This window comes from Dactylosporangium sp. CA-092794 (assembly GCF_050948465.1).
Taxonomy (GTDB): domain Bacteria; phylum Actinomycetota; class Actinomycetes; order Mycobacteriales; family Micromonosporaceae; genus Dactylosporangium.
On the sequence record NZ_CP192044.1, the window covers coordinates 9,390,678 to 9,404,550 of the forward strand.

The following is a 13,873-nucleotide window of genomic DNA, read 5'->3' on the forward strand; positions in this document are numbered from 1 at the left end:
TCAGTAGTCGATCGTGATGGGCGCGTGCGTGTCGTCGGTCGCGGAGCCGCCGGCCGGCGCCGGGTTGTTCAGCGCGTCCAGCAGCTCGACGAAGGACTTGCGCACGTCGCGCTCCACGTTGGTGTAGTTCTGCGCGGCGATGGTGACGATCTGGCCGATCTGGTTGACGACGCCGGACTTCTCGTCCCCTTCGGTGCCGTACAGGTGCACCATCACCTTGCGCCAGCGCTCGTTGAAGTCGGCGGCCTCGTCGGCGCTCTCGCCGTTCCAGCTCACGTGGAGGTCGGCCCAGCACTTGACGACGGCGCCGATGTGGTCGGCCATCGACTGGGCGAGCGTCTTGATGGTGCCGACCTCTTCATCGAGGCCCAACGGATCGACCGCGATCTCCGTGTCAGGGCTGTTGTAGTCGGCCATGTTCCACCTCTCGGCCTCGATGCGGACCCGTCACTTGCCCGAGGCGATGCCGCGCGTGTTGACGCCCTCGGTCTGCTTGTAGTGGTCGTAGGACTGCTGCATCCGGTTGACGGCCTCCTTGAGCAGCGCGACCAGCGTGTCCGAGTGCGTGTCGAACGCCTGCCGCAGCGGGGGGAACTTCGCGCCGGCGGGGCTGCTCCAGTACTCCTCGATCCGGTCGAAGGACTGCTTGAGGTTCTTGACGTCCTCCTCCATGCCCGCCTGCTCGCTGCGGACCTTCCCGATCGCCGCCAGCAGCGCGCCCAGATCCACGTCGAAGCCGTTCATTCGTGCACCCCCAACGCGATGGATATGCCGGTCGATGCGACCGTAGCCAGCCCGCGCGGCGGGGCAGAAGTCCCGTTGGCCCGCGCGCAGGTCACCGAAACTGGGACATTGCCCGCGCCCGCTCGGCCGCCGAGAGTTGGGTCGGTGGTATCTCAGGTTCGACGGCTCCGGGAGGGCACATGACGGACTGGCATCCGGTCACGAACGAGAACCGGCACAATCCGGTCGGACACTGGGCACCCGGCACCAGAGGCGGCTTCCGCTGGATCTCCGGAAGCCTGCCCGGGCCGGACGACTGGGCGGTCAAGAACTGGGGCTACGCGAAGGCGACGGACTACAGTCATCTCCCCGACGGGTCCAAGAACCCCAGCTACGATCCCGACGAGCCGATCACGGACGTCAAGCCGCCGGCGCTGGAGCAGCTGTGGGGGTACGCGCCCGACATCCCCAGCGCGATGGTGTACGGCGGGTCGGACGGCACGGCGGGCGGCGGCGGGGCGGATCAGCCCTACACCCGGTTCAGCGTCCACACCGGATCCATCCGCGACGCCGAGAACACCATCCTCGTGGAGAGCAACAAGATGGTGGTCGAGTACGGCAACCTGCGCGAGATGGTCCTCGAGTCGGCGAGCTGGGACTTCACCGGCGGCGGCGACCCGGCCGACAACCACAAGGTCAAGATGATCCAGGACAACCTGCTCACCGGGGTCGCCGGCGTCATCCACCTCGCCGGCGTGTTCACCGCCAAGCTCAACGACGCCGCCCAGGTCTACGCGAAGGCCGACGCGGCGTCCGAGCCGCCCGAAGCGGTCGCCTGACCGACCCCCGAAAGACCGTGCGCCCCCGCTGCTGCCGCGGCGGGGGCGCACTCGTCCGGTACGGCTGGGTCAGCTAACCCAGCCGCGGGTGAGCACGGACAGTGAGCCGAGCAGCCCGAAGGCGCCCATCGCCACCGGCAGCGCGGCCAGGTCGCACAGGGTGACCAGCACCTCGGCGACGGTCCGGCGGATCGGCGGCGTGGCGCCGATGACGTCTTCCGGTCCGCCGGGCGGGGGCGCCGGCGGGGGCGGGCGGTGCCGCAGCACCATCGACACGCCCAGTCCCACCACGAACAGCCCGACCACGGCGAGCAGCAGCACGCCGAGCCCGCCGAGCGCCAGGCGCCGGGACAGCGCGACGAGCAGGACGAACAGCGCGGTGAACCCGGCCGTGCCGAGCACGACCAGTTCGGCGCCGAACGCGGTCTGCGCGGTCCGGCCCAGCAGGCCCACGACGGCGATCAGGGCGAGCAGCGCGGCCCAGCCGTTGTCCGAGTTCGCCAGGGTGCCGGTGGCGGCGACGAGTACCACCGCCGGGCCGGCCATCACCACGGCCAGCAGCCGGCTGCCGCGCACCAGCAGCGCGGTGACCTCGCCGGCGAACCCGGCGTCGGGGCGGGGCGGCCGGCTCGCCGCGGCGGTGATGCCCCCGGCCGACCACCGGGCGGTGGCCAGCAGCCCGATCGCGGTGACGGCGGCCAGCGCGGCCAGGCCGTCGCCGTGCAGGCCGGCGCCGATGACGATCGGGGTGAGCAGCCCGGCCACGGCCAGCTGCAGCTCGACGGCGAGCAGGACCGGCTCGGGCGCCGCGGCGATCGCCATCGCGGCGCCGGCGTTGGCGCCGATGACGGCGCCGGCCCAGCCGTACTGCGCCCCGGCCAGCGCGACGGCGACGAGCACGCCGGCGCCGGCCAGGCACGGGACGGCCGACAGCGACGTGAGCAGGACCAGCACCGGCGGGATGCCGCCGCGCCGCTGGGCCATGGACCAGGCGGCGGCGAGGAGCACCACGGCGGTGCCGGAGAGCGCGACGGCGGGGACGAGGACGTCCGCCGGCCCGGTGCGCACCGCCAGGTACAGCGCCGTCGCGGCGACCCACAGCAGGCCGAGGACGGTGAGCACGACGCCGCGCGGCAGGATGCCCCAGCGGTGCCGGTCGGCGGCCTCCGCGACCACCTCGTCGAGCTCGTCCACGACCGGGTCCGCGTTGGAGCGGTCGGTGAGGTCGCGCAGGTAGAGCACCTGCCCGTCGGGCACGTGCGCGTCGGCGAGGCTCGCGTTCAGCGGCAGGACGGCGCCGCCGGCCGGAGCCAGCGACCATGCGGCGGGCAGGACGTTGTCGCGGTCCTGGCCGCACAGGTCGGCGAGCCGGGTTACGTACTCGCCGACCGGTGCGCGACTGGGCACCGCGATGTCGACGCGCCGCCGCGCGCCGATCACCGTGATCCGGCTCAGTTCGTCGACCATGGCCACGGTCAGTTGTGCCGCCAGCCGGAGGTGATGCCGGTCTCGCAGTTCTTGTAGTTCTCCCAGGCGATGGTGGCCGCCTTGGCGATCTGCGGCAGGACGCCGTCGGGCTTGCCGTTGTTGTCGGCGTCCCCGGTGCCGAACAGGCCGGTGGCGGCGGTGTCCCACTCCTGCTGGTACTCGCCGTAGGCGATGCGGCCCGAGCCGGTCCAGGACTGGTCCAGCGGCGCGAGCAGCGTCTTGAGCTGGGCGAGGATGCCGCCGAGCTCGGCCGAGACGCCGCTGATCTTCGGTCCGGCGCCCTCCAGCTCCGGCGGTACCTTGAGGCGGGTGTCCATCACGTCTGCCATGGGCTTCTCCTTGGGGTCGGGCCGCCGGTCGGCGGCGGGGTCGGGGTCGGGCCGACCGCCGAGGGGCCGGCGGTCCGGAAGGGCGTGCGGGTCAGACGCGCAGCGCGGGCAGGCTGCCGGCGATGGACGTGACGTTGGTGAGGTTGACGCCCTCGTGCTCGGCGTAGTCCCCCGCGTTTTTGCGCAGGCCGTCGGCGATGCCGACGAGCGCGGTGTGCAGGGTGCGCGAGTGCGCGTCCCACTGGTCCATCAGGAGCGTGAACTCCTGGGCGGTCATCCCGAGCCACTCCTCGCCGAGCTGCAGGACGTAGGACTTCAGGGCGTTCAGCTGGTCGCTGATCTGCCCCGCCGAGCTTTCACAGCTGCTGGCGCCCTGCTGGAGGGCTTCCGGGGTTACCTCGAAGTACGCCATGGGCGGTCTCCCTTCGGTGTCGGCATCAGTCCCCTGGTCCTCGCATCGTCGCAGCCGCCGCCGCGCACCGGGAGAAACCGATTCTGGTGTCCCACAACGCTCATCCGGCCGTCGCCAGCTCCGCGGCCCCGGTGGCCACCTGGACCAGCAGGCCGGGCGCGCCACGGCGGACCAGCACGCCCCGGCCCGGCGGGCGCGCCTCGGCCCGCTCCTCGCCCAGGACGGCCCCCTCCCGCCGATCGCCGGACAGCACCAGCCCGGAGCAGCCCAGCTCGCGGATCCGGCCGATCAGCGGGTCGTTCATGGCCCGGGACAGGCCCGCCACCCGCCGGGCCAGCACCAGGTGCAGGCCGACGTCGCGGGCGTGCGGCAGGAACTCCTGCAGCGGCGCCAGCGGGGCGTTGAGGCCGCCGCCGACGAGGTCATAGTCGTCCACCACGACGTAGATGTCCGACCCCTCCCACCAGCTGCGCTCGCGCAGCTGCTGCGGGGTGACGTCGGGCGGTGGCAGGCGCTCGCGCAGCCGCTGCGCCACCTGGGTGGCGTAGGCGCCGGCCGCCTCGGCGTCGCCGGCATACGCGGCGACGTAGTCGCCGGGCAGCGCGCCGAGCAGCGAGCGCCGGTAGTCCACGAGCACGACCCGGGCCTCGTCGGAGGTGTGGTGGCGGACGAGCCCGTGCAGGTACGTGCGCAGGAACTCGGTCTTGCCGGAGCCGGTGTCGCCGAAGACGAGGAAGTGCGCGTCGCCGCCGGTGAGGTCGACGCCGACGGGATTGAGATCGGTCTCGCCAACGCCGATGCGCACGCCGTCGGTGCGCAGGGAGCCGTTGAGGGTGGCGGCGAGCGCGTCGAGCTCGTCGACGGTGATCCGCTCGGGCAGGAGGCGGACCCGCGGCGCGGCCGGGCCGCTCCAGTGCCGGCGCATGTCCTCGACCGTGCCCTGCAGCGCCTCGCGCAGCCCGTCGGTGTCGGCGGCGCCGTCCACGCGCGGCAGCAGGATCTGGCAGAACACGCCGGGCGCGACGATCCCGCGGCCGGCCGCGGCGGGGATCTGCTTGGCCAGCTGGCGGTTGATCTCCGACTCGTAGGGGTCGTTGAGCCGGAACTCCAGCCGGGAGCCGATGCTGTCGCGCAGCGCGGAGCGGATCTCCGACCACCGGTTGGTGGTGAGCACGAGGTGGACCCCGGCGCCGAGGCCGCGCGCCGCGATCTCGGTGACGATCCCCTCGGCCGGCTCGAACTCGGCGCGCAGGGCGCCCCAGTTGTCGATGACGAGGAAGACGTCGGCGGCGCGGACGCCCGCCGGCAGGGTGCCCGCGTCGCGCAGGGCCCGGAAACCGGCGATGTTGTCGACGCCGAGCCGGCGGAACAGCCGCTCCCGCTCGGCGATGAGCCCGCGCAGCTCGGCGAGGGTGCGCCCGACCAGCTCGACGTCCGTCCGCCCGGCCACCGCGCCGACGTGCGGTGCGCCGGCGAGCTGATGCAGGCCGCCACCGCCGAGGTCGATGCAGTACACCTGAAGCTCCTCCGGCGTGTGCGTCAGCATCGCGGCGAGCAGCAGCGTGCGCAGCAGGGTGCTGCGCCCCATCTGCGGCGCGCCGACCACGGCGAGGTGGCCGTGCGGGCCGCTGAAGTCCAGGACCATCTTCTGCTGCTGCTGCAGGGCCGGCAGGTCGATGATGCCGACCGGCACCTTCAGCGACCCGGGCAGCGGCCAGATCCGGGCCACCAGCCCGCGCCCGGGCTGCACGGCCACCGGGCCCAGCACCTCGTCGAGGGCCACGGCGGTGGGCAGCGGCGGCAGCCAGACCTGGTGCGCGAGCCGCCCGACGGAGCGCAGCCGCTCCACGACGACCTGCGACTCGGCGGGGCCTTCCGCGACCGCGGGGGCGGTGGGCGCGGGCGCCTCCTGCTCCGCGGCCGAGCGGCGCAGGTCGAACGGCACCAGCGTGGCCGGGGCGGCCTCCCCCTCGTCCGGGCCGGGGCCGCGGTAGGGCGCGGACACGTGCGCGACCCGGAACCGCTGGTAGATCGACTCGTCGACCTTGAGGTACGCCGAGCCGGGAATGGCCGGCAGGCGGTAGGCGTCGGTGGTGCCGATGACCGTGCGGCTCTCGGCCGCGCTGAAGGTGCGCAGGCAGATGCGGTACGACAGGTGCGAGTCCAGCCCGCGCAGCCGCCCCTCCTCCAGCCGCTGGGTGGCCAGCAGCAGGTGCATGCCGAGGCTGCGCCCGACCCGGCCGATCTGCACGAACAGGTCGACCAGGTCGGGCCGGCGGGAGAGCAGCTCGCCGAACTCGTCGACGATGATGAGCAGGTACGGCAGCGGCGGCAGCGGCCGGCCGTCGGCGCCGGTGGCCCCGGACGCCTGCCGGACCTGGTAGTCGCGCACCGAGTCGACGTTGCCGGCCGCGCGCAGCAGCTGCTGGCGGCGCTGCTGCTCACCCTGCAGCGCGGCCTGCATCCGGTCGACCAGCGCCAGGTCGTCGGCGAGGTTGGTGATGAGGCCGGCCACGTGCGGCAGCTCGACCAGCGAGGCGAAGGTCGCGCCGCCCTTGAAGTCGACCAGCACGAAGCTCAGCAGCTCCGGCGAGTGGGTGAGGGCGAGCGCGGTCACCAGGGTGCGCATCAGCTCGCTCTTGCCGGAGCCGGTGGCGCCGACGACCAGGCCGTGCGGGCCGGAGCCGCCCTGGGCCGACTCCTTCATGTCGAGGATGACCGGCTCGCCCTCGCCGTCGGTGCCGATCGGCACCTTGAGCACCCGCTCCTGCTCGGCTCCCACCCAGCCGGCGGTGATCTCGGCGGTGCGCAGGTCGCGGCCGAGCAGCATCTCGGCGAGCGAGACGGTGCGGGTCAGCAGCTGTTCCCGCTCGTCGCCGAGCACGAGCGGCGCGATCCGCCGGGCGATCTGCTCGGCCAGGGCGACCGGCACCAGGTCGGCGGCGGCGCGGTCGGTCGGCGCGCTGAGCAGCGCGAGCCGGCCCTCGGCGGCGAGGGCGCCGTCGGCGCCGACGCGGATCCGCAGGTCGACCCGGCCCGGTTCGTCGCCCTCCTGGCGCACCAGGAAGAGCAGGGTGAGGCCGTACTGCGGCCCGGCGTTGTCCAGCAGGTCACGCAGCAGCGCCGAGCGGCCGAACTCGGAGACCGGGTCGAAGCCGCTGAAGATGACCAGCAGGCGCTGCTGCACCGGGACGCCGCGCCGGTCGTAGCCCACCTGCATCCGCCGTGCGGCGGCCTGCTCCTGCCGCTGCAGCAGCTGCTTGCCCAGGAACTCGGTGAGGTGCTCGACGTCGGTCGCGATCAGCGGCAGGGTGCCGGCCGGGCCGTACGAGTCGGGCTCCTGGGCGTGCGGCAGCCACTTCATCCAGTCGAACGCCGCCGCGCCGGCCGAGTCGACCGCGATCAGCACGTCGCCGGGCGCGTGCAGCACCGCGACCTGGCACACGAGCGCCGACACCAGCTCGGCGGCCCGCCGGGGCGGCCCGATCACGCTGGCGACGCCGGACCCGCCCAGGTCGATCAGCAGTGGCTGGCGGTGCACCCGGCCGAAGCGGCTGACCAGCCGCCGGGCCGCGCGCATCGACTCCCAGTCGTAGTCGGCCATCGGGTCGAGCCGGTTGCCGATCTGCAGCGGCGTGGCCAGCTCCGCCTCGCCCAGCCCGAGCCGCACCTTGAGGAAGTCGGCGTCGCTCTGCCGGCGCTCCCAGACCCGGGCCCGGTTGCCGGCGATGGCGAACAGCCGCTCCGGCGACGGGTGCGCCCAGGCGGCCAGCAGCTGCTGGTGCTCGGCGACCCGGCGGGCGTTGGCCCGGGTGGTGGCCAGGTGGGCCCGGTAGCGGATCCGGCGGCGGCGCAGCTGGCTGCGGGTGGTGGCGCGCATCTGCCAGCGCATGCCGACGGTGGCGCCGACCGCGCCGAGCACGAAGATGATGCCGATGACGACGAGCAGCGGCCGCCCGAACGTGATCATGTAGGCGGCCATGCCGACGCTGCCCAGCAGCGGCAGCAGCACCGCCATCCACGACCCGGCCGGGTTCGGCTGGGCCGCCTCCGGCGGCTGGGGCAGTACCACCTTGTCGGCCGGCAGCTCCGGCGGGACGAACCGCGCCGGCCGGTGGAACATCTGGCGGGTCATCGGTCCTCCTAGGCGACGCTGCCCGGCTCGGGCAGGTCCTCCGGGCGCAGGGTGCTCAGCTCTTCGGTGCCGGTGTCGAGCAGCTCGGTGACCCGGGCGGCGTGCCGCTCGGTCATCCGCTGGAACACCTGCCGGGCGAACCGGCCGTTGCCGAAGCCCTCGCCGCGCTCGGTGGCGTCGAAGAAACGGGCCAGCGCGGCGCGGGTCGGCTCGGTGAGGCGGTACTGGTGCTCGGCGCTGTGGTGCGCCACGATCTCGACCAGCTCGCCGGTGGTGTAGTCGTCGAACGTCAGGGTGCGGGTGAACCGGGAGGCGAGGCCCGGGTTGGCGGAGATGAAGCGGCTCATGTCGTCGGGGTAGCCGGCCACGATGACCACGACCTCGTCGCGGTGGTCCTCCATGAGCTTCACCAGGGTGGCGATCGCCTCGTGCCCGAAGTCGTTGTTCTGCCCCTCCGGCACGAGGGCGTACGCCTCGTCGATGAACAGCACGCCGCCGATCGCCCGCCGGAACGCCGCCTGGGTCTTGGGTGCGGTGTGCCCGACGTACTCGCCGACGAGCTGGCCGCGGTCGACCTCGACCAGGTGGCCGGTGGTGAGGATGTCGAGGGCGGCGAGGATCTGGCCGTAGACCCGCGCGACGGTGGTCTTGCCGGTGCCGGGGTTGCCGGCGAAGACGAGGTGCCGCGACAGCGGCGGCGGCGCCAGCCCGGCCTCGCGCCGGCGGGCCACCATCCGCATCAGCTTGACCAGCATGCCGACGTCCTGCTTGACCCGGCCCAGCCCGATGAGGCCGTTGAGCTGGGTGAGCAGCTGGTCGAGCCGCTCGGCGCCGGGCAGCGGCACGTCGGCCGACAGCGCCGGCGCCGGCGCGCGCGGCCCGGCCGGGGCCGGCACCGCCCGCCCGGCCGGGGCGGCGGTGGGCATCGTGGCCGTGCGCACGCCGCTCGCCCGGCACTCCTCGAACGTCGCGGCGGCGCCGTCCGCGGCGGCCAGGTCCTCGTCGGTGTCGTGGACGTGGCAGCCGCGGAACGCCGGCGCCGCCCCCGCCCCGACGAACAGCGCCGGGAACTCGGTGTGCGACACGTCGGCGGCCACGAACGTGCCCCGGCCGCCGGGCGCGACGAACACGCCGTTCTTGCGGCAGTGCGAGATCCGCACGTCGCGGACGGCCGGGTCGGCGCCCTCCCACACGATGACGCCGGAGCCGCCGGACGCGGTGATCTCGCAGCCGTCCAGCAGCGGCGCCGCGCCGGTGTCGACGAACACGCCGGCCGCGCCGCACCCGCTGATCCGCCCGCCGCGCACGGTGGCGCCGGTGCCGACGCCGATCTCGATGCCGGTGTCGGCGATGTCGCGGATGACGCAGTCCGCGACGAGCGGGCGGTGCGGGGTGGCGAGCTTGATCCCGACGCCGCAGCCGGCCACGGTCGTGCCGCGCAGCGCCACGTCGGCGAGCTCGTCCACCACGACGCCGCCCAGCGCGGCCGCGGTGACCGAGCCGCCGGCCAGGCGGACCATGGCCCGGCCGGTGACCCGCACGCCCTGTTCGGGGGTGTCGCGCACGTCGCAGTCGGCCAGCCCGGCCAGCGCGTTGTCGCACGCGTAGACCGCCGCGTAGCCGGCGTCGGCGATCTGCGGCGCGAACAGCAGCGCCCGGCTGTCCTCGCCGAGGTAGACGCCGTTGGCCGCGGCGCCGGTCACGACCAGGCCGTCGCCGGCGGCCTGCGCGGTGCCGCGCAGCGCGAGCCCGCTCGAGGCGGACCCGGTCACCCGGCACCCGGACAGCCCCAGCCGCGCGGTGTCGGCGACGACCACGCCCGGTCCGGCCGGGTCGGCGATCTCGCACTCGCGCAGCACGACCTGCCCGGCGCCGCCGACGGAGACCCCGGCGCCGCGCGGGCGCACGATCTGGGTCGACTCGGCGACCACCCCGCCGCGCCCGGACGGCTCCGGCTGCGCCACCGGTACCGCTTCCGCCTCGGCGTCCACCAGGGGAGTGAGGTCCGGCAGGGGCCGGGCGAACGGCGCGCTGCCGGAGATCTCCAGCCCGGAGCCCTCGGCGTCGCTGATCCGGCAGGCCCGCAGCCGCAGCTCGGCCCGCTCGGCCACGAGGACGCCCGGCCCGGCGGTGGCGGAGACGGCGCAGTCGGCCAGCGCGAGCCGGGCGGTGCCGGTGGCGTGCACCCCCGGTCCGGTCGACCGGCGCACGGCGGTACCGCTCACGCTCGCCCGGGAGGCGTCCGCGGCGAGCAGCCCGGCGCCGTCCACGCCCTCCACGGTGCAGCCGGAGACCTCGGCCCGCGCGTCGTCGCGCAGGAAGAGCGCCGCACCGGCCGCGCCGGACAGGGTGCAGTCGCGCAGCACCAGGCCGGCCTGCTCGCCCACCTCGACGCGGCCCCGCTCGACGGTGCACCGCTCCAGCACCACCTCGCCGCCCTCGACCGACACGACGGGGCCGGCCGGGTCGGCGCCACGCAGCGTCAGCCCGCGCAGCGTCACCGCGCCGGAGCGCACCCGCAGCGCCGGTCCGGCACCGGCCGGGGCGGTCAGGATCACCGCCCCCTTGGCGTCCTCGGCCACCACGGCGACCGCGTCGTCGAGCACGAGGGACTCGACGTACTCGCCGGGGGCGACGGCCACGGTGGCGCCGGCCCCGGCGGCCCGGGCCGCCGCCGCGATCGTCCGGTGCCGGTTCCAGCCGCGCGGGGAGACGCGTTCCAGGCCGGCCGGCGCCTCCGGCATCACCTGCATGGTCAGCCCTCTTCCGTGCTCGAAGACCTGCTCAGACACGACAGTCGACCTTGACCTGGGCGACCGCGATCATCGCGCCGGGCCGGGCCGGCACGCCGCGGTTGCCCAGCCGGAGGGCCAGCCCGCCGCTCACCGGGAACGTGCCGGCGTCCTGCCAGCGGCCGGGCCGGGCGGTCTGGTCGACGGTGAACGCCGCGTACGCGGTGCCGGACCGCCCGGCGAGCACGTCGTAGCGCGCCGCGGTCGCGGCGGCGTCCGCGGGCTTGGCGCCCACCGGCAGGTACACCGCGACCGCGCACCGGGTGACCGTCGCGCCGGTGGCGAACCACCACGTCACGTACTGGTCGGGGTCCTCGGCGCCGGCCCGCCCGCTCATCGGCAGGGCGGCGAAGGTGCCCCGGCAGCCGTCGGCGGCCCAGCCGCCGGTGGCCACCGTGTACCACTGCGGGGTGCGCCCGACCGCCTCGAAGCCCGAGTGGTCGGTGCCGGCGCAGTCCCAGCCGGCGAGCGCGGTGAACGTCGCCGGGTCGGTGGAGCGGCGCTCCGGCGCCGCGGCGGTCGGCCGGGCCGGGCGGATCACGCCCCACACCACGCCGACGAGCATGGCCAGGCCGCACGCCACCACCGCCATCATCACGGTGCTCACCGGCCGCGCGTGCATCCGGTCCGGGTTGGGCCGGCGCCACGCGTTGCCGGCGAAGGCCCGCACGAAGGTGCGCCGCGGCGACTCCTCCTCGTCCGGGGGCGGCGCCGCCCCCGGCAGCGGCAGGCTCATGCGGCCGGGAACCGGTGGTCGCCGGGATTGACGTGGCCCAGTTCGATGGCGATGCGGGTCAGCTCGGCCTTGTTGCCGGCGTTGAGCTTGGCCCGGATGCGCTTGGTGTAGGTGTTCACGGTCGCCTCGGTGAGCCCCATCCGGCGCGCGATCTGCGCGTGGGTGAGGCCCATGGCGATCCAGCGCAGCGTCTCCACCTCGCGCGGGGACAGCTCGGTCGAGTCCTCCACGGCGCCGCGGGTCAGCTCGGTGTTGAACCGGCCCACCAGCTCCGGGCAGACGAACAGGCTGCCCGCCGCCACCGCCGCCAGCGCCGTGGTGATCACCGCGACGTCGGAGCGGCGGGTCAGGTAGCCGCGCGCGCCGGCCCGCACCATGGCGCCGATCGTCGGCGGCTGACCCCACGTCGAGGTCACCACGACGCCGGCCCGGCCGGTCAGCAGCTCGACGTCGTGCACCAGTCCGCCGCTGCGGAACTGCGGCACGTCCAGCAGTACCACGTCGAAAGGAACGGCCGGGTCAAGGTCGGCGACGGTCCCCGCGGACGCCGCCACGGTGAGGTCGCGGGCGTCGGAGACGACCTTCTCCAGGCCGGTCCGCGACGCCGGGTGGTCGTCGACGATGGCCACCGCGTAGTGCCGCTCGCCGTGGCAGCGGGGGTCAACGCTGGCATCGATGCTCATGGCTTCCGTCCCCAGACCCGCGCGCCGCCGGAGTCGCCGGCCCAGGGATCCTCGTCGTTGTCGGTGTCGGTGTCGTACGTCTGGAAGGCCCCGTCGCCGGCCGGCGGCGCCCCGGCCGGCCCGGGTTCCTCGGCGGGCCGCACGACCCGCCGCAGCCGCAGCACGACCAGCGCCGCGGCGACCAGCGCGACGAGCACCATGACGGTGACCGCGATCGTGCGCACGAGGGGCGCCGTGCCGTGCCCGGTTCCGCCCCCGGCGTCGCGCGCGGCGTCGCCGGCGTGACCCTGCTCGGCGGCCAGCACCGCGGTGACCGCCGAGCCGGCGTTGACCAGCCCGAAGCCGAACCGCGTGTCGGGGGCGTGACCGCCCAGGGCGTCGGAGGTGGACTTGATGCGCTGGACGACGGCCGGGGCGTCCAGGTCCGGGTGGGCGGAGCGCACCAGCGCCACGACCGCGGCGGCGAACGCGACCGCCAGGTGGGTGCCGGTGCCGACGCGCACGCCGGTGCCGGCGATGCCGAGGCTGGTCACCTCGCCGCCGGGGGCGACCACGTCGACCGCGCCGGCCCGGTACTGGGCGATGGGGTCCCCGGCGACCTCGATGCCGCCGACGCGCAGCATGACCTCCTCCGCCCGGGCTTCGGCGCTGCCCGGCTGGGGCGCCGGCCCGGTCGGGGCCGCCCCGACGACCACGATGCCGTGCCCGGCCGCCTGCACCACGGCCTCGGCCACCGCCGGATCGTGGGTGTCCACCAGCGGCCCCAGCGCGATGACCCCGGCCTTGGCGGAGACGGCGACGCCGATGCCGGCCGCGACGTCGTCCGGGCGCGGGGCCGTGGCGTCCTTGGTCACCCGGATCGGCATGACCGTCGCGTCCGGGGCGATGCCGCTGACCGCGGCGCCCGGCCCGGGCTGGGCCACGATCAGGGCGGCCATCGCGGTGCCCGAGCCGAGGCAGTCGACGTCGCCCCGGCCGCTGCCGGAGACGATGTCGGCGCCCTCGCTGACGTGCCCGGTGAGCTCGGGCAGGCTGGCGTCCACGCCGGAGTCGACGACCGCCACCAGCTGGCCGCGGCCCTTGGTCTGCGTCCACGCCTTGGCCGGGGCCATCCGCAGCTGCGCCCACTGGCTCGCGCCGGTGCTGCCGCTCACCGTGCCGGCGCAGGGGCCGGCGGCGGCGGGGGGCGAGGAGGCCCGGCCGGTCGGCGGCGCGGCCGACGCGGACCGCGGTGCCGCGGCCGTGGAGGTGGCCGGCGCCGGGGGCGACGGCCGGTTCTGCGCCGCGGCCTGCTTCGTCGGCGAGGCGGCCGGCGACGCGGACGGTGCCGGGGCGGCGGGCAGCGGCCCGTAGACGACGCCCGGCCCGACCGCGTCCCACGGCAGCGTCAAGATCCAGCCCGCGTGCAGCGTGCTGGGATCGGTCAGCCGGCCCCCGTCGGGCTGGGTGCGCCCGGCGTTGAGGTCGAAGATCTCCCCCGCGCGGTCGGCGCTGCCCAGCAGGCGGTTGGCGATCGCGGCCAGGGTCTCCTTGGCTCCCTGGTACGACGCGGCGACGGTGTAGTACTTCACGAACTGCTCGGCCGCCAGCGCCTGCGCGGCGCCGAGCACGGCGGCCCCGACGGCGACCACGACCACGAACGCCGCGATGAACGATGTACGGACCTTTGCCAACGCCCGCCGCCTCCCTCGGTTGCCCCGGGACGTCCGGAAGGGGACGCCGCCGCCCGGGAGACG

The 13,873-nt window shown here is 75.2% G+C and carries 11 protein-coding genes; 1 reads left to right on the forward strand and 10 read right to left on the reverse strand.

Annotated features, from left to right (window positions below; all coding sequences use genetic code 11):
* Positions 1-417 (reverse strand): WXG100 family type VII secretion target, encoded by a 417-nt coding sequence (locus tag ACQPXD_RS40085; RefSeq protein WP_432827542.1) that lies wholly within the window; start codon positions 415-417, stop codon positions 1-3.
* A gap of 30 nt (positions 418-447) precedes the next feature.
* Complete coding sequence (locus ACQPXD_RS40090) at positions 448-744, reverse strand: WXG100 family type VII secretion target (RefSeq protein ID WP_432827544.1); 297 nt, start codon at positions 742-744, stop codon at positions 448-450.
* 179 nt (positions 745-923) lie between these two features.
* On the opposite strand from ACQPXD_RS40090, the gene ACQPXD_RS40095 reads away from it, so the two are divergent.
* Positions 924-1,562 (forward strand): hypothetical protein, encoded by a 639-nt coding sequence (locus tag ACQPXD_RS40095; protein WP_432827546.1) that lies wholly within the window; start codon positions 924-926, stop codon positions 1,560-1,562.
* Positions 1,563-1,631: 69 nt separating this feature from the next.
* On the opposite strand, the gene ACQPXD_RS40100 is transcribed toward ACQPXD_RS40095, so the two are convergent.
* From ACQPXD_RS40100 to ACQPXD_RS40135, 8 genes are all read right to left on the reverse strand, one after another.
* A complete protein-coding gene (locus tag ACQPXD_RS40100; protein ID WP_432827548.1) occupies positions 1,632-3,029 on the reverse strand; it encodes an EsaB/YukD family protein in 1,398 nt (465 codons plus the stop codon).
* A gap of 8 nt (positions 3,030-3,037) precedes the next feature.
* Complete coding sequence (locus tag ACQPXD_RS40105) at positions 3,038-3,379, reverse strand: WXG100 family type VII secretion target (RefSeq protein ID WP_432827550.1); 342 nt, start codon at positions 3,377-3,379, stop codon at positions 3,038-3,040.
* Positions 3,380-3,470: 91 nt separating this feature from the next.
* Positions 3,471-3,791: a WXG100 family type VII secretion target gene (locus tag ACQPXD_RS40110; protein ID WP_432827552.1), complete on the reverse strand. Its 321-nt coding sequence runs from the start codon at positions 3,789-3,791 to the stop codon at positions 3,471-3,473.
* A 100-nt stretch (positions 3,792-3,891) separates the two neighbouring features.
* Positions 3,892-7,926, reverse strand: a complete 4,035-nt coding sequence (gene eccCb, locus ACQPXD_RS40115; protein WP_432827554.1) for a type VII secretion protein EccCb — start codon at positions 7,924-7,926, stop codon at positions 3,892-3,894.
* Positions 7,927-7,934: 8 nt separating this feature from the next.
* Positions 7,935-10,718, reverse strand: coding sequence for a right-handed parallel beta-helix repeat-containing protein (locus tag ACQPXD_RS40120; protein ID WP_432827556.1), 2,784 nt, complete (start codon positions 10,716-10,718; stop codon positions 7,935-7,937).
* Complete coding sequence (locus tag ACQPXD_RS40125; RefSeq protein ID WP_432827558.1) at positions 10,711-11,454, reverse strand: hypothetical protein; 744 nt, start codon at positions 11,452-11,454, stop codon at positions 10,711-10,713. The genes ACQPXD_RS40120 and ACQPXD_RS40125 overlap by 8 nt, the downstream gene beginning before the upstream one ends.
* Positions 11,451-12,137 (reverse strand): response regulator transcription factor, encoded by a 687-nt coding sequence (locus ACQPXD_RS40130; protein WP_432827560.1) that lies wholly within the window; start codon positions 12,135-12,137, stop codon positions 11,451-11,453. The genes ACQPXD_RS40125 and ACQPXD_RS40130 overlap by 4 nt, the downstream gene beginning before the upstream one ends.
* Entirely contained in the window at positions 12,134-13,810 is a 1,677-nt protein-coding gene (locus ACQPXD_RS40135; protein WP_432827562.1) for a S8 family serine peptidase, read from the reverse strand. The genes ACQPXD_RS40130 and ACQPXD_RS40135 overlap by 4 nt, the downstream gene beginning before the upstream one ends.
* Positions 13,811-13,873: the final 63 nt, after the last annotated feature.